Here is a 26109-nt window from a genome sequence, read left to right as displayed (position 1 = left end):
CTCCCAATGCCTTTGTAAACAGGCTTTATATAGATCAGCTAATTATTCGATTCACAATAATTTTTCACAGCGTCCATATCTTTCTCAAGCGCTTTTTTCATCATGCCTTTCATAAAAGGGTTGATAATTTTTGACATGAGTTTATACGCTTTGGTATCCATGATCAGCGTGAGCTCCGTTCCGTCTTCTTTCTTTTCGACGGTGAATAGCGAATCCCAAATCGTGCCCATGGTATCAGATACTATTCGAATGTGAGCGTTTTCGACCAGTTCAGTCACCTCAAGTTCTGTAGAGGCCTTCCGCCCGTTCATATCACGGGTTTCCCTGAATTTGGTTCCCACTCCATAATCCTGTTCTGTCAAAAACTCTACGTTTGTAATATCAGGAACCGCTTTGGAAAAGTTCTTTATATCCGAAACCGTTTTAAAAACGAGTTCCTTGGGAGCATGTATCCGTTTGGTGACTGTGATGGTGCTCATAGCCTTATCCGGTTTGTGAATGGATAAAGCTAAGTTAATAGAATGGAAATTAAGTGCAAGAGGGAACCCGTTTCCAGTAATCTGTTAATCAGATTTTATCTCTGAAATCGTCTCCTCAAAAGCCGTCAATATAAAGCTGATATCGTCTGTTGTCAGCGAATTAGCCAGAAAGAAAGCCTCAAAGGGAGACGGAGGCAAGTGAACACCCCGCTTCAGCATGCCATGAAAGATCCTACCAAACAGTTCCTTATCGGTGTGGTTGGCGTCGTCGAAAGTCTCAACCGGACCTTCACAGTAAAACACCCCGATCATGGAGCCTACCCGGTTCATCGCGTGAGGGATGTCATACTCTTGAAGTATTTTAGTTATGCCGGTAGCCAGTACTTGTGATTTCTTCTCCAGCTCGTCATACACTTCGGGGTGATCTTTCAGCTTCTTCAGAAGAGTAAATCCTGCCGCCATAGCCAGCGGGTTTCCGGACAAGGTCCCCGCCTGATAAACCGGGCCTGTCGGTGCCACATAATCCATGATTTCTTCTTTTCCGCCATAGGCTCCCACCGGCAATCCGGCACCTATGATTTTACCATAGGTTACCATATCGGCCGTAACCCCGTACACTTTCTGGGCACCCCGGAAATCCACACGAAAACCGGTCATCACTTCATCAAAAATGAGTACGATATTTTGTTCATCACAAAGTGCTCGCAATCCTTCCAAGAATCCTTCATTAGGAGGAATACATCCCATATTTCCGGCAATGGGTTCCAGGATGATCGCAGCCATGTCATCCTTATTGGCCTCCACCAATTTCTTCACGGAATCCAGGTTGTTGTACTCGGCGTTCAGTGTGTCTTTGGCTGTTCCTTCCGTAACACCGGGACTGCTTGGCTCGCCCATGGTGAGGGCACCGCTTCCGGCTTCAATCAAAAAGGAATCGCCATGGCCGTGATAATTTCCTTTAAACTTAATGATCTTGTTCTTCCCGGTATATCCACGAGCAACACGGATGGCACTCATGGTAGCTTCGGTTCCTGAATTCACCATCCGGATTTTATCCACTCCCGGAACAGAGCTGCAAATCAGCTCGGCCATCTCCACTTCCAGTCGGGTCGGTGCTCCAAATGAAGTCGAGTTTTCTGCGGTTTGCTGAACTGCTTTAATAACATCCGGCTCCGCATGACCCAACAGCATTGGTCCCCACGAACTGATGAGATCGATATATCGATTGCCTTCTTCGTCCCAGAGATACGATCCCTGAGCGCGGGTGATAAACAAGGGTGTTCCCCCCACACTGTTAAAAGCCCGTACCGGAGAATTTACTCCGCCGGGAATCACTTTTGATGCTCGTTCGTAAAGTTCTTTGCTCTTTGGGTAATCCATATCTCTGTTTATCAATTAAAAATTTCTTTCGTGCCTTAATGAATTTCCATCACCCTAGGATGCTTTTTCTTCTCGTTGCGAAGCTCCTGCTTCGCAACAACTGTCCGGAAGCTCCAGCTTCCCCTTAGAATCAAGAAAAATTCACGATCACCATTTATGAATAATACGGGCAGCAGCCTTCGCAAAATAAGTGGCAATTAAATCAGCGCCGGCTCTTTTGAATCCTAACAGTGCTTCCATCATGGCCTCTTCTTCATTGAGCCAGCCTTTTTCAGCAGCTGCTTTAATCATGGCATATTCACCGGAGACGTTATAAACCGAAACCGGAATGTTGAAGTTCTGCTTTACGGCCCGCACCACATCCAGATAAGGCATTCCCGGCTTTACCATTACAATATCGGCTCCTTCCTGAATGTCCAGCTCCACTTCACGCAGGGCTTCGTCCACATTAGCCGGATTCATCTGGTAGCTTTTTTTGTCCCCAAATCCCGGAGCAGAATCCAGGGCATCACGAAATGGACCGTAGTAAGAAGAAGCATATTTTGCACTGTACGCCATGATGCTGGTATTCTCAAATCCGGCTTCATCCAATGCTACACGCATGGCTCCAATCCGGCCATCCATCATGTCGGACGGCGCCACCATATCAGCTCCGGCCTTGGCATGACTCACAGCCATCTGTGCAAGCACCTCCACCGAAGGGTCATTCACAATTTCGCCATCTTCCACAATGCCATCATGTCCGTATGAGGAATATGGATCCATCGCCACATCGGTCATAACCAGCAAATCCGGGTAATCCTTTTTGATAAACCTAACGGATTCTTGCATCAGTCCGTCATCGTTTAAAGCCTCGGTGCCTTTATTGTCTTTCTTTTCGTCCGGAACCTTTACAAATAACAATACCGACTGAATCCCAACTTCAACCAATTCATCCAGTTCATCCTTCAGCAAATCTAACGAGTACCGAAAATACTCCGGCATGCTGGGGATTTCCTCTTTCTTGTTCTCTCCCTCCATGATGAAAATGGGAGCTATAAAATCGGATGGATGTAAACGGTTCTCCTGCACCATCTCACGGATGGCATCTGATTGCCGGTTTCGTCGTAATCGGGTTGTTGGGTATTTCATATTTCTTTGCTTGTGAAAAGTGAAAAGGCAAAAGTGAAAATTACGTTTGCCTTTTCACTTTTCCCCTTTCACTTAGCTATAATTAATCCAATCAATGGGTTTCAGGTGGTCGACCAGCTCGGCTTCGGGGCTGCCCGGTTCCGGATGATGATCGTACACCCACTGCACTTTCGGTGGCAGGCTCATCAAAATAGATTCAATCCGGCCCTTGGTCTTCAGCCCGAATAAAGTACCGCGATCGTGAATTAAATTAAATTCCACATAACGGCCACGGCGGATTTCCTGCCAGTCCCGGTGTTCCTGGCTAAACTCATCATCCTTCCGCTTTTTTATGATAGGAACGTAGGCATCGGTGAAGGCAAACCCGGCCGCCTTACAAAACTCGAATAAGTCATCTGCAGAACGGTTCTTATCCGGGCGCTGATAATCAAAAAACAGCCCTCCGATTCCACGAGCTTCCTCCCGGTGATGATTGTAGAAATAGGCATCACACTCGGCTTTAAAATCAGGATAATAATCCGGGTTGAACCGGTCACATACTTCTTTATGAACCTGGTGAAAATGATTAGCATCTTCCGCGAACAGGTAATAGGGCGTCATGTCGGCCCCGCCGCCAAACCACTGATCTTTCAGCTCTCCGGTGTCTTTATCATACAGTTCAAAATACCGGTAATTGGCGTGAACCGTGGGTACAAACGGATTTTGGGGATGTATGACCAGTGAGACACCCGTGGCAAAAAACTCTGATTCCGGTACTTCAAATTTCTTCTGCATTGCCTCGGGCAGAGGTCCGCCAACGGCCGACACATTTACCCCACCTTTTTCTATCACATTGCCACCGGCAATTATGCGCGTGCTGCCTCCTCCAAATCCTTCCCGCTCCCAATCCTCAATACGGAATTTTTGGGTTCCATCCACAGCCTCTAATTCATCGCAAATATGCTGTTGCACATTCTTGACGAACCGGCTGAATTCTTCTTTTTTGGATGTTAGTTTTGTATCCATGATTGATCAAGAAAAAATTGGCAACCACATGTAGAGACACAAGATTTTGTGTCTCTACATGGGTTCTAATTAATATCGATAATTTTTAACCGTATCAACGAATCGTTTGGCATTTTCGACCGGGACGTTTGGCAGAATGCCATGCCCCAGATTTGCAATGTAATTTCCTTTTCCGAACCTTTTCATCATCTCTGTAGCTTCGGCTTCAATCTTATCCGGGCTCATCAATAATTTGGACGGATCAAAATTTCCCTGAACTACCTTATCACCGGCAAATTCACGGGCATGTTCGGGGGTGCATCCCCAACCAATTCCAAAACCCGATACTTTGGTATTAGCAAAAAACGGATAACTCCATTCCGCATCCTTGCAAAACATAATTAACGGTACGCCATAATCTTCTTCAGCAATACGCTGCAAGTGCGGCAGGGCTAATTTCCGGAAATCATCCGGGCCCAGTGCCGCCGCCCACGATTCAAACACCTGAAGCACTTGTGCCCCCGCTTTCACCTGATGATGCAAGTATTGAATGGTTTGGTCCGTCATCACTTCCAGCAGCTTTTGAGCAGCCTCCGGTTGTGAGAATAAAAAGGATTTTGCTGTAGAGAAGGTTTTTGAACCCTGCCCTTCAACCAAATAACAGAAGAGCGTCCACGGGGCGCCGGCGAAACCGATTAAGGGAACGCGGCCGTCCAGTGTTTTTCGGGTGAGCGACAGTGCATCGTACACATAGCTCAGTTGTTCCTCTGCCGGAATGATGTTCAGGTTTTCCACTTGCTCCACCGTTCGGATTGGGTCCGGCAGGTAAGGGCCAAAACCCGGTTTCAGTTGCACTTCCACATCCAGGCATTCAATCAAAACCAGGATATCAGAAAAAAGGATGGCTGCATCTGTGCCTACAATATCGATGGGCTGAATGGTGATTTCACAAGCCAGCTCCGGGGTTTTAACCCGCTCAAAAAAGCCGTACTTCTTTTTAATCTCCATGTATTCCGGAAGGTATCGCCCGGCCTGACGCATCATCCATACCGGTGGACGTTCAGTTTCATTGCCTTCAAGTACATCCAGCAGCAATCGATTTTTTAGTTCAGGAAAATTCATGATCAGTTAAAATAATTTTGAATGGATTCAGTCAGGTCGTCCAGCGTGGAATACTCCGGAGTGATACAGTTTTCGAAGCCCACCTCTGTAGCTGCGGCCTCTGTGGTAGGGCCAATACAAAAAACTTTAGCCGTTCCGTTTATCTCATTCCGTTCAGAAAATGACTCCACCGCGCTTGGACTCATAAAAACAATGCCGTCGTAATTGGAAATATTTAAGGTATGAGGAGCCAGTTTAGTTCGGTAAACTTCCACGGAAGTAAGATTTACATCCTCACCCAGCAGTTTATTTAAGTCTCCGGCTTTTAAATTTCCGCAGAAATGAGTCACGTTTTTTAGTTCAAGCTCTTTCATCTTTTTAGCGAGAGCGACAACATTGTACTCGTCCGGAATGGTAACTTCAAGATTCAGTTCCTCCAGCATCCCGGCCGTTTTAGAACCTACGGCAAAAATGTGGTCGGGTACTTCCAGGTCTTTAAAGGCCGGTTTGATAGCCTTTACTGCTTTCTTACTGGTGAATATCCAGGCATCAGTTTGGTCGGGAAGCTGGCTAATCCACATAGCCGGAATTACATATTCGAAAGTAATAAAGGGCACGCTTTCCACTAAAAACCCGGACGATTGTAAGGCTGCCAACCTTTGCTTTTTAAGCCGTGTGGTGAATAAAATTCTGGGTTTGCTTTGATTAATCATTGGAATTTCGGTGGGTTAATAATTCAACCGCTCCGTCTTTCTTCAGTAAATCAGCCCATTGATGTCCTTTTTCAGCTGTAGCTTCTGAGACCGGAATCTCCCGTTCTACATCCATTCGTCGTGAACCATCCAGAGCTAAAACCGCTCCTGTAAAATAAAGCACATCTTTTTTGATGTAGGCATGAGCCCCAACCGGTGAAGAACACCCCGCTTCCAATTCATTCAAAAAAGCCCGTTCAATATCTACACAAATCCGGGTTTCGTTGTGATTCAGCTTGTTAAATAATGCACGATGAGCGGTATCTTTTCTTGCTACTACTCCTACGGCTCCCTGCGATGGCGCCGGGATCATCCAATCCAATACCTCGCTGATCCTGTTTTCAAAACCAATACGCTCCAAACCGGCATAGGCAAATACCGCTCCGTACCAATCGTTGTCATCCACTTTTTGTAGGCGGGTCGGTACATTTCCTCTCAGGCCAACTACTTCATCTCCCGGAAAACGATTTTTCCAGAAGGCGGTCCGGCGTATGCTCCCGGTTGCGATTGTTCGTTGGATATTTTCTTTTTCCTCTTTGGGCTTTACCAGTACATCCCGGGGATTGCCTCTTTCCAATACCGAAACCAAATCGAGGTCATTCAGCAATACAGTGGGTACATCTTTCAGAGAATGTACGGCAAGATCTACCTCTTCTTTGATGAGTGCATCATCAAGTGCTTTGGTAAAAACCCCTTTATCGCCCAGTTTGTGAATGGGGATATCTTGCTCTTTGTCGCCAAACGACTCAATTTCCACCAGCTGTGTTTGCACACCAAGGTCGTTCAGCTTTTTGCTAACTAATTCTGCCTGCCAAAGAGCGAGCGTACTTTTACGGGTACCGATTTTAAGCTTCATTTTGTGCCTTCTCGAATTCTTTGTCGATTCGATCTATGTGAATGGCCATGATTTTCTTTTTGATGCGCCGGGTCACTTCTTCCATCTTCGCATAAGAATCATCATCCATCTTATGTTTTACGCGGTCCAGTTCCGAATCGGTAATATCACTTAAGCGGTGATCAATTTCTTTGATGCGGGGTAACAGATACCTGGAGCGTTTCACACCTTTGAGAAAATCTGATTTTTCTTCCTCTATGATTTCCTTGATTTTTGGAATGGCATTCTCTCTCTTTTCCAGCGCTTTTTGGTTGTCTTCATGAATGGAATCCATATCAACCAGTGTAACCTGCTCTAATTCACCCACGGCCGGATCTACATTCCGTGGAACGCTTAAATCAAGTACCAGCTGGGACTTTTCAACCCCCTCAAAATGCTTGGGGAGCAAGATGGGTTTATTAGCGCCGGTAGCGGCAATGATGAGGTCCGCTTTTTTGATTTCTTCATCCAGCTCTGAAAATGCATGAGCTTTTATGTCGAATGTGGAAGCCAGCTCTTTGGCCCTGTCGATGGTTCGGTTCACCACAGAAATGTGTTCTGCGCCATTGGAAACAAGGTTTTTACAGGACACCTTACCCATTTTCCCGGCTCCCACCAACAGGATGTTGATAGTGCTCAGGTCCTTAAAGTGATCAAGGGCATGCTGGGTGGCGGCAAAACCCACAGAAGCCGTACCTCGGCCGAAATCGGTTTCAGTACGGCTTCTTTTGTGTGCTCGGAAAACGGATTGTACCAGCTGGTGAAACTCACCGGAAAGCTGGTCTTTTGATTTTTTGTAGGCCTGCTTTACCTGCTGGATAATTTGCACATCTCCCAAAACCTGGGAATCGAGCCCCGTGCCTACTTTATACAAGTGATTGTAGGCATCCTCCTCTTCATAAACATAACCGTGCTCCTTAAAAAACTCGCGATCGGTATTGGTTGATTTGCAAAGAGCAGAAATCAACACCTCCGCATCACAAAAAGCATATAGCTCTGTCCGGTTACAGGTATCCAGCATCATCACACCTCCGGGGATATCTTTGGTGTGAAAATCCAAAAGCTCCCTGCGATGATTGTCTAAATAAAATAATTCACGAATAGAGACCTCACTTTTCCAGTGAGAAATTCCTATTGCACTAAACCTCATAAATAGCTTCTAAAAAATTTCCGGCACATTGAATGACAAAGTAGTTTCCGAATGTGAAGATTATGTGAAGAAAATGATTCACATAACTTTAAAAACGCTCCTGAATAGATGTATAAGCTGAATTTGATCTTCACATTTCATGAAAGCGTGCCAAAGATAAGCCTCTTTCTGTTTAGAATTAATTCAAATTCTTTATTTATCTGATAAGCAATAGTTTCTGCCCCTCCACCAAAACCCTATCTCTGTCTCTTTCCCTTTGGGAGGGAAAGAGGACGCTTTGGTGAGAGTGGTTTTGGGATCTGATTTCTGTTTCTATGACTGGAATCTGTGAACACTCTTTTTAGAAGTCTCCTTCCTTGGCGTGCTTGTAGGTTAGGGAAGGAACAAGGATGGGTTAGTATGGTGATTAATTATTGCCAAAAATTATACCTGCTTCCAGTAGACTTAAACGTAGAACTAATTTTTTTGGGCATTTTGTTCGTAAAATGGAATTTTGCCAACTCTACCAGAACCCTATCTCTGTCTCTTTCCCTTTTTGGGAAGGGAAAGAGGACGCCTTGGTGGGATTGGTTTTGGGATCTGGTTTCTGTTTGTATGGTTGGAATCTGTGAACACTCTTTTTTAAATACTTTTTCCTGATAGTCTGATGGATGTCCGTGATGGTTGGTGCAGCTAATATCTAAACATCAACATCCCAACTCGATGTTAAATAGCTCAATGACTATATTCTCTATTCTTCAAAAATATTAAATAAGCGTTTTTTATGGATCTTCAGTTAACAGGAAAAGTCACACAAATATTAGATGAGCAATCAGGTCAGGGGAAAAACGGTCCATGGAGAAAAAGAGATTTTATTCTTGAAACCAAAGGGCAGTACCCCAAGCAGGTGTGCATAACGCAGTGGGGTGATAACATTGATCAACAGGCGGTCAATAAAGGAGATGAAGTCACTGTTTCCATTGACATCCAAAGCCGGGAATATAAAGGGAATTGGTACACCGACGTGAAGGCCTGGAAAGTTGAAAAAGCTCAGGGTGATGTGCAGGCACCGCCAAGTGCCCCCGGTTTAACCCGCGAAGGCAATCAGGAAATGGACCTCGACGACGACCTGCCGTTTTAGACGGAAAGGAAAGTTACTTGCCAAACATAAAAAACCACCGCCCTCACAAGCGGTGGCTATTGGATCAACCTTTGAAAGCTACTTTCAGAATTGATACCCATAACTCAATACACTTTTAAATAAAGATATTACGATCTCTTTTTCACCGCATATCTGTGTGGTATTTGAGATATAGCTATTGCCCAAACAATTGAAGGGCTTCCTGCTCTAATACCGGACCTTTTACTTCTATCTTATGATCTGCTTTCGTAAGAATATCCCGACTTTCGATATCAATTTGCTGGACACCGAAATTCTTCAGAGCGGAAATTGAAGCACCGAAAACAACTTTTTCAATTCCCGACCATACAATTGCTGAAGCACACATCGGGCAGGGCTCTGCACTACTGTATAACGTACAGCCCTTTAGCTTTCCTTTCCCTCTGTTATACTCCGCCTGTTGAATGGCATTTATCTCAGCATGGTATGTCACTGAATTCTCAGAGTTGGTGGTGTTGCCTGCTCTGGCAATGATGTTACCGGTCTCATCAGTAATCAGCGCTCCATAGGCACCATCGCCAAGATCTTTGGCTTCCTGAGCCAGTCGCAGACAGTGGCGAATCAGTTCTTCATCTTTCATCCGGAGGTATTACGTGATTAAAGTTAATCTAATTCCGTCTCCAGTCGATGTCTTCCTTGGGCTTGTTGTCCAGGATTTCCTCAATCTTGGCCATCACTTCCTCATCTACCTTATCGAGGATGTCCATGGTTTTCATATTTTGCTCTACCTGTTCCACATTGGAAGCCCCGGTAATTACGGTGCTGACATTCTCATTGTTCAGGCACCAAGCCAGTGCAAGCTGTGGCATCGGAACGCCTATTTCATCAGATATAGCTGCAAGATTTGCCACTTTTCTAAGCTTGGCTTTTCCCTCTTCGCTTTCAAGCAGCTTTTTTCGGAGCCAGCTGTATTTCTCCAGGTCCAGCCGGGAACCTTCAGGGATTCCATCATTATACTTTCCGGTGAGCAAACCGCTGGCAAGCGGACTCCAAATGGTGGTTCCCAAGCCGATATCTTCATACAGGGCGGAAAACTCTTTTTCCACCTTATTTCGTCTAAACATATTGTATTCCGGTTGCTCCATCAGTGGTGGACGTAAATGATTCTCCCGGGCAAAATCATAAGCTTTGCGGATTTGATCAGCACTCCACTCACTGGTTCCCCAGTATAAAGCCTTGCCTTCATTGATCATTTGGTTCATACCCCATACGGTCTCTTCTATAGGAGTATATATATCCGGACGGTGGCAGAATAGGAGATCCACATACTCTGTCTGCATTCTTTGCAATGCTGCTTCCGTACCCTCCTTAATATGCTTAAACGAAAGCCCCTGATCATTTACACCTTCACCACCCCAGAATATTTTTGTTGATAAAACGAGGTCTGAACGCTTCCATTCGGCCTTCTTAATTACCTGTCCCATAATTTCTTCCGATTTACCCATCTCATAACCTTCGGCATTATCAAAGAAATTCACGCCGGCATCATAAGCCGCTTTCATTTGATTGTAGGCGAGATCCGTGTCCACCTGCTCGCCAAAAGTAACCCACGATCCAAATGACAGCGCTGATACTTTAAGTCCTGACCTTCCTAAAAACCTGTATTCCATAATCTGTAGCTCCGATTTAATCTTTTCTTTATCCGTAGTTCAATGTGTTAACAGCTCATACCTTTAATGCGTTCTGCATATCCCGAAAAAGTAGTAAAGAACAAGATAGCGAGTTCGGATTAAAATCATCTGCCGAAATCTATATAAAGAGCATCATATTACCCACATTTCATTCATCATAAATATATTATTACCTGTTATTACTTACCTATAAGAAAACATTGCATAGCAAAAGTAAAACAGATTTGGTCAGCCGGGCACCTCTGCCGTATATTGATCGTAGTTACTTGAAACAAAAGCCCACCTACAAGTAATTCCACCTTTTCCCCCTCAATTTTTCCTTCTGCGTTGATGAGATAAACAGGTCTGGTTTATACCGGTGAAAGCAAAACCCGGTCATCGCGAGGAGTAGTATTAGGTGATTCAGGATAACCTTGCCTGGCGACGACGCGATCTCCTTAAGCCACTTAGGATGTCGGTTCAGGGAGATTGCCGCGTCGGTATGCATCCAAGCCCTGCATTCGGATTTACGGGCTCCTCGCAATGACGCACGGGACGTTAATGAGTAGTAAAAAACCCGTCATCGCGAGGAGTAGAGTGTGGTGAAGCAGGACACCCCTGCCTGGCGACGACGCGATCTCCTTGATATACTTAGGATGTCGGTTCAGGGAGATTGCCTGCCTTTGCCGGCAGGCAGGCTCCGGCGTTATAAACCCCCAAACCAATATTCTACATCCCTGCCTCCACGCAATGACTCCCTCACTCAAACAAATTGATAAACAACACTCAATTATTTGCAAGTTGTTGCAAACAAGTTGTAACTTTGCTGCCCTTTCAAAAAAGAGATCGGGCCCGTAGCTCAGTTGGTTAGAGCAGTCGACTCATAAGGCGGAAAGTACGAAGCTTATCTTGTGTGTTTTTAAAGTACTGAAAACGCCAAAATGTGCCTCTTAAGTTAAAAAAAAGCCCCTTTTCTTACAGTTAGTAAGCGAACAAAAAGGAACGAAAAGGAACACTTTTATTCCCTTCCATTCCCACAATTTTGGTTCGTTTTGGGGTACATTTTTGGAGACTTATCATGGCATATCTCAAGAAACGAAACCGCTATTACTATGTCCGATATCATAGTTCCGTAAAAGGCGTTTCTCAAACCATTACTAAATCGCTTAAAACCCGGCATAAGGATGTAGCACTCAAGATGATCTCTAAGCTGGAGCGCCTGGAGAGTCTCGGCAAAATTGATCCTTTCCATCCCAGCTTTGACCCAATTGCAGCTTTAAAGGAAGTAGAGAATCCCTACAACTGCCGAACGGTTCGTGAGGCGATAGATATGTTTTATGAATCCAAGAAACATTTATCACCTGCGACTATTGCTGCATATAAAAGAGTTTTAGAATATTTTGTGGAATTAAATGATCTTGAAAAAATTGATCCACGCAGGATACACCTCAAGCATTTTGAAAGGGTCATTCTCAGAAAAGAGATTAAAACAGCCACTATGGGATTTTATTTCAAACATCTAAAAACCTGGTGGTATTATTTAAAAAAACGGAAGATTGTGACTAAAGATCTGATCGATCAGATAAGGGAAGAATTACCCAAAGTCCGATCCAGTATTCGACCAAAAATGATTTCTGAAGAAGAACTCATGTCGGTTTTTGAAAAATTTGACGAAGAACTAGAGCGAAAAAAGAAACTTCCGGAATTTGACCCCAGAAAAGTTCAGCACTGGTTTAAGCCTATTCTGGCTCTTTATTACTATGCCGGATTGCGTAAACATGAAGTTGGTCATACACCTGAATTACAATACTCGGGACTAAAAGGGCAAAATCTTGAATATGTAGATGATGAACTCACCTTTATCTATCTGGGCCCGACAAAAGGAAGAAAAGAGCGATTTATTCCAATTTGCAAAGAACTTCGTGGGTATTTGGAAGATTATTTAAAAATTCGGGGTTCTGTAAAAAATGATGATTTCATATTTATCTATCAGGGAGGACCAACCAAAGGCAAAGCTGTACGTGGTGATCGGGTGTATTACGAATTCAAGCGCTATGCGAAGTTAGCCGGAGTACCTACAACCAGAACCCTTCACGGAATGAGACATCAGGCCATCACTACCTGGATTGAGGATGGTTTTCATACTGCAGAGGCTTCCTTAATGGCCGGACATTCCAGCCAGCAGGTTACCGAGAAGTACACGCACCTTTCGGTAAAGAACCTCAAAAGAAAAATGGATAAGATAGAAAAGCGAAAAGCTGAAGAAGCTAAGGAAGAGCAAAAGAAGCCAGCGACTCAGATTGATACAGTCAACTATTTCTTCAGTGAAACGAGTTATTCTGCTTAACTCATAGCTATGATTACCTACTTTTTATGGAAATAAACAGTAGATAATCAGCTGTTAACCCCAGTGTTTTTAGAAAAAATTGATTCGGATAGTCAGTATTCAAAAAAGTTTAAACAAATCCAGGGCTTTTTCTGCTAAACTGCTAAGATTGACCCAAAATCTATCAAAACACCCATTAAATCATCGTTTATTTACAAATAACTAACTGCTAAGGTCTGCTAACAGGTGCTAAAAGCTGCTAAAATCTCTAGCACACTTTAGCAGTTCTTAGCATTTTCTTTAAATCTTTGCTAAAACCAATATCCCTTCTTTTATATAAACCGGACCATCTTTTAAAAAACTTAGCAGTGTTTAGCAGCTTAGCATAGGTTTTTCTTTATTTATTTGAAAGAAATAGACATTCGGGTTTCGGTATCTAGTCATTATTGAATGATTCCTTATAACAAATCACTTGAATTAGGCCACATTTAGGCTAATAACTTTCGTTAACTAATACTTACTGTCAATTTCTTTGAAAGATGTGAGGGATATTAGAAATAATTCGTGATTTGAAACTTATAAATTACTGTTTAATTGAGCCTTTTTGAGATTCGTTTAAAAAAATTGAGCTATTTTCGCCTTTGGGGAGTCTTTTTTTAAATACCGAGCTGCATTAAATGCTGTTTTATTCCAGTTTACTCATATAACTCCGCAGAATTCCAGGAAAGCTTTTAAACGTCCAAAACCCCATCAACCTCCTGCATCAATCGATCTGTCTCCATAAGGGCCACGATGATTTTTTGGTAGTGACGAATTTCATCAATAGAGAGTTCGCGATCTCGTCGGTCTTTGAGCCATTTTTCGGCGGGTTGGTAGCCGCCGATGTAGAATTCCCAGGCTTTTTTTGGAACCTTGCCGAAATACTGTTCTTCGTTTATCCACACTTTCCCGGTGGTTTCATCATCGTCTTCCGGAATAAAACCAGGATCGGTTTTTGTAAGCCGGTTGGAAATCACATTGCTCCCTGCAATGGGATAGGTGGTTATAAATTTTTCTACAACCGGATGCTCCAGCAAGTGAATTTGGCGTAGCTCTCCACCAAGTTCTACGAGTTCCCAAAAAAGCTCAGGATCTTCGGGGTAAGGCACTCTTGGAAAGTCGATCTTAAGAAACTCTTTGTATTTCTCCCGGTAGCTTGGGGAGTGCAATACCGCATAAATGTAATCGAGTAGATCAATAGGGGCAAAGGTACCTTCGGTTTCTTCCTTCTCCGGTATAAACTTCAGCCCCAGTTTCTTCGCTATTTCCTGAACGATCTTCTTATCTAAATTGGGTGTTCGCTCTGGTTTGCCATCTAGGGTTTTTTGGGTGGATTTTTCAGGATATAAATAAAGTGGTAGTATGTACCCTCTTTCTCTCGATTTATTAGAAACAAAGGAATCATCTGTTAATCTATTTGTGACAAAAATATGTTGGTAGGAATCAGATATAAGCTGTCTACAAATGTCAAGAGCCACATTTTTTCCACTAATTAAGTGGTGCATGTAATTCTCACGTCCCCAATCAACCATTTCAGGACTATAATAAATTTTTCTGGTATCAAATGGGCGATAAGAGTAATTCAAAGTAATTTTATCGTGTTCTTTACCTCTGATTTTCTCTCTTGTTTCATTTAGTTTCCACCCACGAGTATCACCTGCGGGATACTTGCCTGCTGTTCTATTTCCAAAAAATCTATCTCTTATTTGCTGATCAGAATAGCTGTCATCTGTAAATACTTCAATTCTTTCAATAAGATCATTTTTGTCAAAATCAATAACCAAATGATCTCTTGCTGTTAGGACTCCTGTAACTGACTCATTGAAAAGTTCATTTACATTAAACCCACTTAAATATTCATCTTTAATAGAATAATCTTTCTCGACAAAGAAGTAGTATGGACTTTCATTTTTAATTAAACTGAAATCAATTTCTTTAAGGCTATTTTGGTTAAGAAAATCATATTTCATATTTCTTGGGCCAATTAAATTTGCTTTATAGATATCAGCAAGACCTTTTTTAGAAGTAGACTTTTTGACAAATATGTTAATTGAAACACCTTGCTGAATATCAAATACGTTTTTGTCCCTTTCACCATTTTCCGCCTTTAACCCTCTTTTTGAACTACCGTGAAGATCCAGTATGTAAATCTCGTCAAATGTATTCATAAGATTCCAACGCATACCACGAAAAGTTGGATTATCGATAAAACTATGATTGTTTACATATGCTAAAATACCTTCGCCGTTCTTCTCTACAAAATGCTGACCATATCGAATAAACTTCACATAATCATCGTGAAGCCAATGTTTTCGCTCCCCAAAATGTTCACCATCTACATATTTATAATCTTCAATAAGTTCAGATATCCATTTGCCCATATTTGAGGAAATGCCACTGTATGGCGGATTACCCAATACTACCATCACAGGGGTATCGCGCTTAATGTGGTTGGCCTCATTGGCCTCTTCACTCAACCAACCAGCAAAAAGGGTTCCGGTATCGGGGTGATGTTCTTCCAGGGAGTTAGTGAGATACACCCGAAAGCGTTCACTGCCACTTGGCTCTACACCAGTTTCCCTTAACAGCAGGTCCAGTTTCAGGTGTGCCATTGCATAACTGGCCATCAAGATCTCAAATCCATTCAGGCGTGGGATCAAGTGTTCTTCCACATAGGTAGCCCAGATACCTTGCTGTCCTTCAAACTTGGAATGAATCTGTTTGATCACTTCGGCTAAGAAGGTTCCAGTCCCAGCAGCCGGGTCTAAAATCTGCACTTTATGAACTTCCCGTTCTTCCTCTACCATGCCGCCTTTGTGGCGCTTATCGTGCGTGGGTACTTTTACTTTCACTTTGGTCTTGGTGGTGTCAGCCAGTCCTTCTTTTAGACCAAACTCGTCCTTCAAAATGTCATCTACGGCACGAACTATAAAGTTTACGACCGGCTCAGGTGTGTACCAGACTCCGCGACTTTTTCGAAGCTTAGGATCATACTCAGCCAAGAACGTTTCATAAAAATGAATGATGGGATCTTGCTGTTGTGTAGCTTTGCCAAAGTTCTTGAGAAGGCCATCAACATCCGTCGCTCTGAAAATATCAGCCAATCCATCTACCACCCATACAATACGATCATCCAAATCATAACCAGCTATGTATTGGAAAAGCTTACGAAGAAAGGGATTGGTTTTCGGAATCAGCGCAGCTGCCTCATGGCGATCAAAGGTATCCAAAGTCGAATCGTGTAAACGAGCTGCAAACATACCATAAGCAATAGTCTGGGCATAGATGTCCGCAAACTCCTTCGCCTTGATATCGTGGATCAATACATTCTGAAATGCAGCCAGTTGTTCCCGTAGGGTATTGTTAGCCGTCTCGTTTACTTTGTTTTTTTGCTTTTCTTCATCGGCATTCAGGGCTTTCTCAATTACATCAGCGAGGATTCGGGCTTTACCGGCCATCATCTTCGACAGCTTATTGGCACTGCGGATGGTTTGCCCCACATGGGTCCCAAAATCTTTGATGATATTTTCGAACTTGCCGTAGTTTTCCGTCTTCCCAACGATTTTTCCATCCTGAATTTCAGCAATAGAAACCGAGGTCAAAAATTCTCCTTCGCGATATACATGGAAATCGATATAGTCGGTGAAGATCAGGTTAGGAAGACCGGTTTTGTAGCGTTCAAACTGTTCCTTATTCCTCTTCTTACCCTCAAGATCTGGATCACCAATGTCTTTGGCTTCAATGTATCCAACTGGAATTTTGCCTTTAGTGAGGATATAATCGGGGGCTCCAACATCTGTTCGTGAGGGTTCATTGGTTATGAGTAGGTCGGGTAATAAATTACTAAGCAATGTTTGTAAATCGCCCCGGTAACTGTGCTCCCGCGAAATGCCTGATTTATATCTTAGGTTTAACTGATCGACGTATTCCTGAATGGTCATAGATAAACAATTGGGTTGGCGCTTATCCTAACAAAATCAGTGCTCAAAGACAAAGGTTATTTAGATGTGAAATACAACGAAATCGTCAATCGGATGCTCTTATTCAATTGAATAATCGCTGGACATGTTAACATTATGCAGCTTAGTTTCTGTATTGACTGAATACGTTATGCTCCCGTCCTTTCCGAAAATCTGCCGCCTCTCATTTAAGTAATACTTGTGAAACCAAGGCTAAAACCGGCAATTTAATAAGAGGCCCAATGATTAAAGCCAGAGCTACCAGCGGACTGTTGGGGAAAGCCGTAAGAGCTATCGCTAATGCAATGGGTGAATTTCTTGCAAGTGTGGTAAGGTTCAAGCTGACTGAATCTTCATAATCAAAATGGAGCAGATAACTTGTAAAGCGACTCACCAGGAAATTTATGGCGAAAAATATCATTAGGGGGATCAGCAGAATAAGAACAGTTTCGATGTTTTGAAGAAGGTAATCACCCTGAGATGCAAACATAGCCATGATCGCTAACCCAAGAAATAGTACCTGAGATAGCTAAAAAAAAGGCAGCAGCTTGGTTTCAAGAAATACGGATTGCTTGAACCTGTGGAGCAGATATTTTGTGACTTGCGCTGCAACAAAGGGTACGATCAACACAAGGCCGATACTTTCAAACAGAAATGCCGGGTTCACCGAACCGGATACACCAAAAAAGAGTAGTAAAAACACGGGTAATAAAATCACCTGTAAAATCAGGTTCAGAGGAAGCACAGAGGCACTAAGCGTCGTATTTCCTTTTGCAATACCGGTAAAAATCAGGTACCAATCCGTACAGGGGGGTTATCATCAACATGACAAAACCTATCCAAAGGCTTAGGTGATCCTGAAGAAACAGGTAGCCCAGTACCCAGGCAAAAAAGGGTGTCCAGAGAAAATTGATGGCCAGGTTTGCTGAAAAGAATTTTAAATTGGAAAAGCTCTTCAGCAGATCGTTGATCGGGATGTTAAGAAATAGCCCAAATAGCATGAGCATTAAAAAAGGGACGATCACATATCCGGCAACCGATGCCACTGTTTCCACCTGCCCAGCCAGCAAACCTGCAATGACTGCCAGCGCTATAATAAGTGACTGATATCTGTTAATCGAATTCATACTAATATACTCCGCTCATTTCCAGAAGTCCTGTCGTGAGAACGCCGAAATTGATCGAAAAGATAAAAGATGGTTTTTCATCGTCTTTTGTCGTTAATTTAGTCTCATAATCTTTTATTTCGAGAGTTTCAAAATTCTTACTGCTCCTCTCATGACAAAACTAAACACAATAGCTCCGATGAGCAGATCCGGCCACCTGCTATCCAGTGCATAAACAAGAATTCCGGCCAAAATTACACCACCATTTACAATAATATCATTGGAGGTAAAAATTGTGCTTGCCTGCATGTGTGCTTCTTTGCTTTTCGCTTTATTGATAAGCCATAAGGTAAAAACATTTGCAACAAGAGCCGTTGAAGCAATAATGATCATCCAATGAAAGTCGGGCATTTCACCCACTCCAAGAAACCTCCGCAGTACTTCAAGAAATCCCAGTGATGCCAGACCCATCTGAAGATATCCGCTAATTTTTGCTACTTTCTTTTTTCTTGCTACCGCTGCTCCAACCGCAAAAAGGCTGAGCGCATATACGGATGAATCTGCCAGCATATCCAGTGAGTCTGCAATCAGCCCCATAGAATTGATAATCCATCCGGCTGTCATTTCAATGATAAAGAAGAGAAAGTTGATCGCTAAAACCCACCATAGAATGTTCTTTTGTTGCTGCTCATCAGAAGCGAAAGGCGACATTTGAGCCTCTTTTGTTGAATTCAATTTAGAACCCAAACTCAGGGAGTCAAGGGCTTTCTCAATCTCATTAAGCCTATTTTCGTGATACACTTCTAATGTACGATTCGGGATATCAAAGTTTAGAGATTTAATATCTTCAAACTCTTCCAACCTCATTCGAATCATTTGCTCTTCGGCTGAGCAGTCCATTTGTGGAATATTAAATGTGGATTTTTTCATGGTTGAATATATGGGATTATTTTCATCTTCAACTTAACTGTGACAAAGAATCACCTGTTCCTTACCCCTCAAAAGGCTCACAGGTTTTAATCCTAAACGCTTTTTGAATATCTGTAACGTAAATGATGCCGTCACCGCGTTCCGGTGTTTTGGCATTGGCGCAGATAAGTTGAACAACGTTATCGGATTCTTTGCATTGACATACCAGCTCTAATTTTACGACTGGACTGTCCGTAAAGTGAAAATCCAGCGATGGGGACGCATCTTTCTGTTTGTATGCTCCGGTACCTTCTCCTTTGGAAAGCGTAACACTTTCATGTCCTGCTTCTTGGAGTGCTGCAACTACATTTTCTACTCTGTTTGGTTTTATAAAGGCTTTTATTTCTTTCATAATATTATGTGTTGTGCATTAACCCCGGCAAAGCCATAAAAACATGAATATGGCTTTGCCGGAAAGTTTTTGTTAATCATCGTCGGAAGTCTGGCTTTTCTTCATTTCAGAGATCAGGTAATAGGCATTGTTCCAAGCTACTCGTGCTCCATCCGGCAATGGTTCTAACAACTTCACTTCAACCCAACCATCTTCCTCAATGCCGGTCATAATTTCTACCGGAGTGAAAGACCATTCGGTATTTCCGTTTTCCTCTTGTTGTTCTGCGGTGAATAGGTAGGTTTTACCCTCGTCCTCAACAATGGCATTCTCAGGCAAAGCAAAGGCTTTAGTCTCTGAAGTGTGAATCGTGCCGTTGATATACATCCCGGGAATCAGGAAGTTTTCTTTCTGATCAATTTCGCCGTGCACATGCACTGCCCTAGGATTTTGTTCGAATTGTTTGCCTACAGAGTAAATGGTAGCTGTAAGTATTTGATCCGGTACTGACTGTACAGTAAAAGAGATGGATTGGCCCCTTTTAACTTTGTGCACATCTTTTTCAAAGACCATCAAATCGGCATGAACATGTTCGTTATCCACAATTTCAAACATGATTGTTTGGGGATCAACGTACTGACCGATTTGAATCTGAACCTTTTCGATGTACCCATCAATAGGGCTTACTACCGGCACCGACGAATAAATATCGCCGTCTTGTATTTGTTCAACGTCCAGGTTAAGCTGATTCAGCTGAGCCTCATAACCTTTGACCTCCGCCTTAACTGATTCGTATTCGGCTTTAGTTTGTTGGTAAGTTTGGCCGGAGCCTACCTTTTCATCATATAACCTTGCTTGTCGCTTAAATTCATGATCTAAATACAACATGCGCTGATACAACCGTACGTATTCAGTTTGGACTTTGGTTAAATTAGGATGGGAAAGGAAGGCAATAGTCTGATTTTTTGACACCTGATCTCCCTCAATAACTTCTATGGAACCAATATTACCTCCCAAAACCGCAGTTACGCTTGCCTCATGCTGCGGGGGAACTTCCAGCTGACCATTTGCTTCTACGCTCTCTGAGAGAAAGCGCAGGGACAAAGTATCCAGTTTCATTCCAAGGCTGTTGAACTTCAGTTCCGACAGATGAACCATGTTTTCTTCTGCCTCAGCCACACCGGCAAGTTCTGTTGCTTCTTGTTCTTTTTCATCGCTATTGATCTCGCCGCAGGCTGTAAAAACAGATGCAAGGACAGCCAATAAAATTATATATAAATTAGATTTATTCATTTTTTTGTTGATTTAAAATCTGTTATTGAGTTTTGTTGAGGTAGTATTCTAATTGGAAATGGCTATTCAGATAATTGCCAAATGCATTCCATGAGTCGATTTCAATGCGAATGGCATCTCTGATGCTTTGAAAGAAAGCCACATAGTCTATGGCTCCTTCTTCATAAGAGGTGATGGCACCTTGCTGTTGTTCTTTGGCAAGAGGGAGTGCTTCCTGTCGATAATATTCCCACGAGCGCAACCATTTCTGATAATTTTCCCGGATACTGTTATAGGTACTGTTGAATTCTCTCTGAGCCTGGTCTAGGTTTTGACGGGCAATATTTCGTTCAATCCGGGCGGATTGAGTTTTCCCGGCCTTAGACCAGAAGAATACCGGAAGTCTGATCCCGATCTCATAGGAATTAAAGCCACCTTGCCCAGCTATTTCCTGCCAGCCATAACTGGCTTGAAAACTTGGTAAAAACTGACTTCTTTGTTCTTTAATCGATGCTTCCGCCACGTCAATTTTTTGTTGATATAAAGCAATCAGCGGATGGTCGAATGTAGAATCTACCTGTAAAGGTTGAACAAGCTGTTCGGCTGAAACACTTTGAACCGTGTATAACGAGTCCCCCTCAAACCATTTGTTAAAAGCTCGAACAGCAGCCCCATAATCGCGGAAGGCTTGTTCTGTTTGTATGGTAATTTGGTTGGCCTGATTCATGATATTAAGATATCCCAGCCGGGAAATTTCCTCCGTTTCAAATTTTATTTCCGCAGCCCTAGCAATATCCCTGAATTGCTGGTTCAGGCGATTATAGATCTCATATTGTTGTTTAGCGATGAAAACCGTTGACCAGTCCTGCTTTACCCGGAGCCTGAGCTCTAACTCAGACAATTCATAGTTCAGCCTGGCAAGTTCTGTTTGTTCATTCCGATGATTTAGCCTTGGTAAAACACCGAACAGATCAAACTGCTGCTGAATGCCAAATTTTGTAGTAACACCGTCCGAACCGTTGCCGAACTCTTCACCTCCGGTAAAGAGGTTCGTATCGCCAAAGTCCCAGGCTGTTTTTTGAAGAGCCTTCCTGTTGTCAATTCCAAGCCTGGCTGCCTCAAGAGAAGGATAATTTGCTATCGCTTTTTGAACGGCCTGATCCAGCGCAATTTGCGGGAGGGTATCATTCAGCACCTGTTCCTGAGCCTGTACAGAATCGGGAGAAAGCAGCAGGCTTCCACCAATAATCAGCAACACAACGGAGGCCATAGAAGTACTACCCGGCTTGTGTTTTCTCATTTTACGCTTTTCTATGTACGCATAAAGGATGGGCAGCACGACCAACGTAAGCAGCGTGGCGCTAATCAACCCGCCGATTACAACAGTGGCCAGCGGCCGCTGTACTTCAGCACCGGCTGTTGTTGAAAACGCCATCGGAAGAAAACCCATAATAGCCGCCGTAGCGGTCAATAAAATGGGGCGAAGTCGCTCTTTGGTACCTGTCAAAATTCGTTCTTGTAAATCCATAACACCTTCGATTTTTAATGAATTAAACCGGCTGACGAGCACAAGGCCGTTTAGCACAGCCACTCCGAACAATACAATGAAACCAACTCCGGCAGAAATACTGAAGTCCATTCCACGTAAAGCCAGGAAGAAGACACCTCCAATAGAAGCCAGGGGAATAGCCAGATAGATCATTACCGACTGTGAGAACGATTTTAGTGCGAAGTACAGTAGCACAAAGATAAGAAACAGGGCTATAGGCACTACAATAGCCAATCGGTTCTTGGCCCGTTGCAGATTCTCAAATTCACCCCCATAAGTAATGTAATAACCCGGCGGCAGATTCAATTCGGCCTCCAGTTTTTCTTGAATATCCAAAACCACCGATTCCACATCCCGCCCGCGTGTATTCACACCAACATAGCTCCTGCGAAAGGTGTTATCTCGCGAGATCTGCATAGGCCCCGGCTGATAACTGATATCCGCCACTTCTTTAACCGGCACCTGTGCACCGTTTTCCAGATCTACATACAGATTGCGAATATCCTCAATGCCAGTACGATGAGCTTCATCAAAGCGGATCACAAGATCAAATCGTCTTTCGCCTTCGAATACAACTCCAGCAACACCTCCGGCAAAAGCTGAACTTACGTATTGATTGAGCTTCGTGATATCCAGTCCATATTGAGCCACTTTTTGCCGGTCATACCTAACGGTCATTTGAGGTAGTCCAGCCGTACGTTCGGGACTCACATCACCCACCCCTGGAATAGTTTGAATAATTTGAGCCATTTCCTGAACTTTCTCAGCCAATACATCTATGTCGTCTCCGTATAGCTTTACGGCGATATCTTCTCGAACACCTTCCAAAAGTTCGTTAAACCTAAGCTCTACCGGCTGGGTAAAAACGAAATTCACACCTATCATGGTCTGATCGAGTTTACTCTTTATTTTTTCTATCAGCTCCTCTTTAGATTCGGCAGAGATCCAGTTTTCTTTATTCTTGTCCAGAATGATGTACATGTCGGCAATGTCCATGGGCATAGGATCAGTGGGAATATCAGCTACCCCAATTCGAGCTGTTACTGTTTCTATCTCTGGAAATTCTTCCAGCAGTGTCGTCTCAATTTTCTTGGATTGATCGATCGCCTCTGATAATCCACTGCCCGGACGGAATAGGGCTTGCATGGCAATATCTCCCTCATCCAGTTGTGGAATAAATTCACCTCCCATTCTCGAAAAGGTGAACATCGCACCGCCAAAAAGCAGTATGGCAGCTACAATCACAACAGGTTTTCGCTTTAACGACCATTGGATAACCGGATCGTAGCCCTTCTGAATAAAGGATATAAGTTTGTTGCTGACCCGATCGAGGCCTCGCTCGAACCGGGCAAACCATCCCTTTCTATTTTGTGAGGGTTTCATAAACAGTGCCGAGACCATTGGTACATAGGTAAGACATAAAATAATAGCACCTAATACAGCAAACCCAAAGGTGAATGCCATAGGACGGAACATCTTACCTTCTACTCCTTCCAGAAACAGGATAGGGGCAAATACAATAAGGATGATCAACTGTCCAAAGAAGGCAGCATTCATCATGGTGCTGCTTGCCTTGTAGGCAATTTCATTCATCTGTGTTTTACTAAAAGCACGTTTTCCGGATTTCACCCTTTTTTCAATTTCATGAACCGTGCCTTCCACTATAATTACGGCTCCATCAACAATAATACCGAAGTCGATGGCTCCAAGGCTCATTAGATTGGCCCACACCCCGGTGGCCTTCATCATTATAAAAGCAAAAAGAAGGGAAAGCGGAATAAGTGAGGCGGTTATTAACCCTCCGCGTAAACTTCCTAAGAGTATTACCAAAACGAAAACTACAATCAATGCACCTTCCACCAGGTTTGTGGTAACTGTACTGGTGGTTCGTTCAATAAGAGCACTTCGATCAAGGAAAGGCTCAATCTTTATACCTTCAGGCAGTGACTTTTGAATTTCAGCAATTCTATCCTGAACGTTTTGAATGGTTGCATTCGGGTTTGAGCCTTTCAGCATCATAATAATGCCACCTACTGCTTCCTCACCATCCTGAGTAAAAGCTCCATAACGAATTTGAGTTCCAAAGGTAACCTCTTCTGCTACATCTCTGATTAGGATGGGTAGTCCGTTTTCGTTCTTGACTACAATGTTTTCTATATCTTCAAGGCTGCGTATCAATCCTTCGCCACGAATAAAATTAGCCATCTTGTTTTTCTCGATATAGGCCCCGCCGGTATTTACATTATTCCTGGACATTGCCTCATATACTTCTGAAATACTAACTCCCATTGCATTTAGTTTATCAGGACTTATGGCTACTTCATATTGTTTGATGCCTCCACCGAAGGAGTTGACCTCTATAACCCCTTCCAGGAGCACCATTTGGCGCTTAATAATCCAATCTTGTATTGTGCGCAATTCATCAGGCGTATATTGATCTTCATATGCAGGGTCCACCTGAATGGAGTACTCGTAAATTTGGCCTAATCCACTTGAAATGGGCCCCATGGATGGACTTCCAAAATTCTCGGGGATCGTTTCGCCCAGTTCACTGAGTTTTTCCTGTACCAGTTGCCGGGGTAAATAGGTACCCATATCATCTTCGAAAACGATGGTAACCACGGATAACCCGAATCGGGATACCGAACGGATTTCAGTTACTCCTGGCAGGTTACCCATGGCAAGCTCCACGGGATAGGTTACAAATTGTTCAATGTCTTCGGTAGATAGATTTTCCGATACCGTAATCACCTGTACCTGATTATTTGTAATATCAGGAACCGAACCTAGATTAATGGTCATCATAGAATATAATCCTACTCCTATTAGAGACAGGATAAACAAGCCGATGATAAACTTGTTCTTAATCGAAAAGGCAATAATTTTGTTGATCATGTTTACAGCTGTGTGAATATAGATTAGTCTTTGATGCCGATCTTTTTCAAATACTTTGGCTGAAACCACAGAATGACCAGAGGTTAAACAGCTCGTTGAAAAAAATGGATGGGGCAGAATTTGTTTCTGCTAAATAGAGAAAGGCAGGTATTAAATCAGAAGTTGCGTGACTTTAATAACTTTAAGAGTTATTGGAGGGGATAAGTTGTCTTTTAGATATACAGGTAACGTAATTTGAAAAACAGGTTCACCATAGTTCCCAAACAAATAAGGAATGATTGGAAACATAAACTTACAGTCCGGGCACTCATTTCTTAACAGTGCATCATCATAGCAGCACTGATTTTGAAATTGATGGTGCTTTTTTTCAACTGTTTTGTACCCTGAATTAGTCTCTTCTGAATGTTGTAATACAATTTCAAAACAGCCTTTATCTAAGTTGTAGGTAGAGGAAACATCATGAGTACTTGCTAATACAGAAACACTTAAGGGTAGAAAAAAGAAAAACCCTGCCCATGAAAAAAGAAAAGATGCGATTGTCGCAACATTCAGATTACGTATGTATGCTCTGAAAAAATACAATTCTTTAAGGGGAAATATTGTGATTAAGTAGAATGCAGATAATAAGGATTATTTGTAATGCAACTCAATTGCAAAGATCAGGAAGAACAGGAAGGACAACTCCCGGTTATCACAAAATTGCCGTTGGATGGAGTAAAATTTTCGGGCAGATCGTAGTTAGGAATGCCAAGATGTGGAAAACAAAATGTTTGTTCACAGGATAAACAATAAAAATGAACGTGCACATCATCCGGGTACGAACAGGTACAGTTTTCAGAACAAAGGGCATATTTAGTTATCCCACTTGCATCGTTTATTTGATGCACCAAACCATGTTCTAAGAATGTTTTTAAGGTACGATAAAGCGTTGTTCGATCTGCATGGGTAAACTTTTCTTCAAGATCTGATAGGCTTATTACCGACTTTGTTTCAGCCATGAAAAGAAGAATCCGCATGCGCATAGCGGTCGGTTGTATATCTCT

General features: G+C 42.9%; 18 protein-coding genes and 1 pseudogene. 2 read left to right on the top strand and 17 right to left on the bottom strand.

Features of this window, described 5'->3' with window-relative positions; translation table 11 throughout:
* Positions 1-38: 38 nt before the first annotated feature.
* From JJ941_RS12840 to hemA, 8 genes are all read right to left on the bottom strand, one after another.
* Complete coding sequence (locus JJ941_RS12840) at positions 39-479, bottom strand: SRPBCC family protein (RefSeq protein ID WP_290965931.1); 441 nt, start codon at positions 477-479, stop codon at positions 39-41.
* Positions 480-563: 84 nt separating this feature from the next.
* Positions 564-1859, bottom strand: a complete 1296-nt coding sequence (hemL, locus tag JJ941_RS12835) for a glutamate-1-semialdehyde 2,1-aminomutase (protein ID WP_290965928.1) — start codon at positions 1857-1859, stop codon at positions 564-566.
* A gap of 147 nt (positions 1860-2006) precedes the next feature.
* The gene (gene hemB, locus JJ941_RS12830; RefSeq protein ID WP_290965925.1) at positions 2007-2990 is read right to left on the bottom strand and encodes a porphobilinogen synthase; all 984 of its coding nucleotides are present in this window, start codon (positions 2988-2990) and stop codon (positions 2007-2009) included.
* Between the two features lie 72 nt (positions 2991-3062).
* A complete protein-coding gene (gene hemF, locus JJ941_RS12825) occupies positions 3063-3995 on the bottom strand; it encodes an oxygen-dependent coproporphyrinogen oxidase (RefSeq protein ID WP_290965922.1) in 933 nt (310 codons plus the stop codon).
* Positions 3996-4064: 69 nt separating this feature from the next.
* On the bottom strand, positions 4065-5096 hold the full coding sequence (gene hemE, locus JJ941_RS12820) for a uroporphyrinogen decarboxylase (RefSeq protein ID WP_290965919.1): 1032 nt from the start codon (positions 5094-5096) through the stop codon (positions 4065-4067).
* Positions 5097-5098: 2 nt separating this feature from the next.
* Positions 5099-5788 carry a uroporphyrinogen-III synthase gene (locus tag JJ941_RS12815; RefSeq protein ID WP_290965917.1) on the bottom strand — a complete coding sequence of 230 codons (690 nt, stop codon included), beginning with the start codon at positions 5786-5788 and terminating at the stop codon, positions 5099-5101.
* Positions 5781-6683, bottom strand: coding sequence for a hydroxymethylbilane synthase (hemC, locus tag JJ941_RS12810; RefSeq protein WP_290965916.1), 903 nt, complete (start codon positions 6681-6683; stop codon positions 5781-5783). The genes JJ941_RS12815 and hemC overlap by 8 nt, the downstream gene beginning before the upstream one ends.
* Positions 6673-7851 (bottom strand): glutamyl-tRNA reductase, encoded by a 1179-nt coding sequence (gene hemA, locus JJ941_RS12805; protein ID WP_290965913.1) that lies wholly within the window; start codon positions 7849-7851, stop codon positions 6673-6675. Before hemA ends, hemC begins: the two co-directional genes overlap by 11 nt.
* 763 nt (positions 7852-8614) lie before the next feature.
* On the opposite strand from hemA, the gene JJ941_RS12800 reads away from it, so the two are divergent.
* Positions 8615-8971 carry a DUF3127 domain-containing protein gene (locus JJ941_RS12800; protein WP_255135337.1) on the top strand — a complete coding sequence of 119 codons (357 nt, stop codon included), beginning with the start codon at positions 8615-8617 and terminating at the stop codon, positions 8969-8971.
* Between the two features lie 175 nt (positions 8972-9146).
* Here the strand turns inward: JJ941_RS12800 and JJ941_RS12795 are convergent, their stop codons facing one another.
* Both JJ941_RS12795 and JJ941_RS12790 read right to left on the bottom strand, forming a co-directional pair.
* Positions 9147-9590 carry a nucleoside deaminase gene (locus JJ941_RS12795; RefSeq protein WP_290965910.1) on the bottom strand — a complete coding sequence of 148 codons (444 nt, stop codon included), beginning with the start codon at positions 9588-9590 and terminating at the stop codon, positions 9147-9149.
* A 28-nt stretch (positions 9591-9618) separates the two neighbouring features.
* A complete protein-coding gene (locus tag JJ941_RS12790; RefSeq protein ID WP_290965907.1) occupies positions 9619-10620 on the bottom strand; it encodes an aldo/keto reductase in 1002 nt (333 codons plus the stop codon).
* A gap of 1078 nt (positions 10621-11698) precedes the next feature.
* On the opposite strand from JJ941_RS12790, the gene JJ941_RS12785 reads away from it, so the two are divergent.
* Positions 11699-12967, top strand: coding sequence for a tyrosine-type recombinase/integrase (locus JJ941_RS12785; protein ID WP_157470983.1), 1269 nt, complete (start codon positions 11699-11701; stop codon positions 12965-12967).
* Positions 12968-13677: 710 nt separating this feature from the next.
* Here the strand turns inward: JJ941_RS12785 and JJ941_RS12780 are convergent.
* The 7 genes and pseudogenes from JJ941_RS12780 to JJ941_RS15335 form a co-directional block, all read right to left on the bottom strand.
* On the bottom strand, positions 13678-16926 hold the full coding sequence (locus JJ941_RS12780; protein ID WP_290965901.1) for a type ISP restriction/modification enzyme: 3249 nt from the start codon (positions 16924-16926) through the stop codon (positions 13678-13680).
* Between the two features lie 202 nt (positions 16927-17128).
* Positions 17129-18071 (bottom strand): annotated as a pseudogene (locus JJ941_RS15340) (arsenic resistance protein).
* A gap of 114 nt (positions 18072-18185) precedes the next feature.
* Positions 18186-18980, bottom strand: a complete 795-nt coding sequence (locus JJ941_RS12770; RefSeq protein ID WP_290965894.1) for a cation transporter — start codon at positions 18978-18980, stop codon at positions 18186-18188.
* A gap of 61 nt (positions 18981-19041) precedes the next feature.
* Positions 19042-19371, bottom strand: coding sequence for a P-II family nitrogen regulator (locus JJ941_RS12765; RefSeq protein WP_234573542.1), 330 nt, complete (start codon positions 19369-19371; stop codon positions 19042-19044).
* Positions 19372-19443: 72 nt separating this feature from the next.
* Positions 19444-20643: an efflux RND transporter periplasmic adaptor subunit gene (locus JJ941_RS12760; RefSeq protein WP_103664465.1), complete on the bottom strand. Its 1200-nt coding sequence runs from the start codon at positions 20641-20643 to the stop codon at positions 19444-19446.
* Positions 20644-20665: 22 nt separating this feature from the next.
* A complete protein-coding gene (locus JJ941_RS12755; RefSeq protein WP_103664466.1) occupies positions 20666-25066 on the bottom strand; it encodes a CusA/CzcA family heavy metal efflux RND transporter in 4401 nt (1466 codons plus the stop codon).
* A gap of 659 nt (positions 25067-25725) precedes the next feature.
* Positions 25726-26088 carry a transcriptional repressor gene (locus JJ941_RS15335; RefSeq protein WP_342665930.1) on the bottom strand — a complete coding sequence of 121 codons (363 nt, stop codon included), beginning with the start codon at positions 26086-26088 and terminating at the stop codon, positions 25726-25728.
* Between the last annotated feature and the right edge of the window lie 21 nt (positions 26089-26109).

The organism is Gracilimonas sp., assembly GCF_017641085.1.
In the GTDB taxonomy this organism is placed as follows: Bacteria; Bacteroidota; Rhodothermia; order Balneolales; family Balneolaceae; genus Gracilimonas.
Note: the sequence above shows the minus strand (reverse complement) of the source record. Positions and strands in the feature narration are given on the sequence as shown.

Excerpts from the sequence above, each read along its gene's own strand:
- JJ941_RS12840 (WP_290965931.1), bottom strand. The coding sequence starts at position 479 with ATGAGCACCATCACAGTCACCAAACGGATACATGCTCCCAAGGAACTC.
- hemL (WP_290965928.1), bottom strand. The coding sequence starts at position 1,859 with ATGGATTACCCAAAGAGCAAAGAACTTTACGAACGAGCATCAAAAGTG.
- hemB (WP_290965925.1), bottom strand. The coding sequence starts at position 2,990 with ATGAAATACCCAACAACCCGATTACGACGAAACCGGCAATCAGATGCC.
- hemF (WP_290965922.1), bottom strand. The coding sequence starts at position 3,995 with ATGGATACAAAACTAACATCCAAAAAAGAAGAATTCAGCCGGTTCGTC.
- hemE (WP_290965919.1), bottom strand. The coding sequence starts at position 5,096 with ATGAATTTTCCTGAACTAAAAAATCGATTGCTGCTGGATGTACTTGAA.
- JJ941_RS12815 (WP_290965917.1), bottom strand. The coding sequence starts at position 5,788 with ATGATTAATCAAAGCAAACCCAGAATTTTATTCACCACACGGCTTAAA.
- hemC (WP_290965916.1), bottom strand. The coding sequence starts at position 6,683 with ATGAAGCTTAAAATCGGTACCCGTAAAAGTACGCTCGCTCTTTGGCAG.
- hemA (WP_290965913.1), bottom strand. The coding sequence starts at position 7,851 with ATGAGGTTTAGTGCAATAGGAATTTCTCACTGGAAAAGTGAGGTCTCT.
- JJ941_RS12800 (WP_255135337.1), top strand. The coding sequence starts at position 8,615 with ATGGATCTTCAGTTAACAGGAAAAGTCACACAAATATTAGATGAGCAA.
- JJ941_RS12795 (WP_290965910.1), bottom strand. The coding sequence starts at position 9,590 with ATGAAAGATGAAGAACTGATTCGCCACTGTCTGCGACTGGCTCAGGAA.
- JJ941_RS12790 (WP_290965907.1), bottom strand. The coding sequence starts at position 10,620 with ATGGAATACAGGTTTTTAGGAAGGTCAGGACTTAAAGTATCAGCGCTG.
- JJ941_RS12785 (WP_157470983.1), top strand. The coding sequence starts at position 11,699 with ATGGCATATCTCAAGAAACGAAACCGCTATTACTATGTCCGATATCAT.
- JJ941_RS12780 (WP_290965901.1), bottom strand. The coding sequence starts at position 16,926 with ATGACCATTCAGGAATACGTCGATCAGTTAAACCTAAGATATAAATCA.
- JJ941_RS12770 (WP_290965894.1), bottom strand. The coding sequence starts at position 18,980 with ATGAAAAAATCCACATTTAATATTCCACAAATGGACTGCTCAGCCGAA.
- JJ941_RS12765 (WP_234573542.1), bottom strand. The coding sequence starts at position 19,371 with ATGAAAGAAATAAAAGCCTTTATAAAACCAAACAGAGTAGAAAATGTA.
- JJ941_RS12760 (WP_103664465.1), bottom strand. The coding sequence starts at position 20,643 with ATGAATAAATCTAATTTATATATAATTTTATTGGCTGTCCTTGCATCT.
- JJ941_RS12755 (WP_103664466.1), bottom strand. The coding sequence starts at position 25,066 with ATGATCAACAAAATTATTGCCTTTTCGATTAAGAACAAGTTTATCATC.
- JJ941_RS15335 (WP_342665930.1), bottom strand. The coding sequence starts at position 26,088 with ATGCGCATGCGGATTCTTCTTTTCATGGCTGAAACAAAGTCGGTAATA.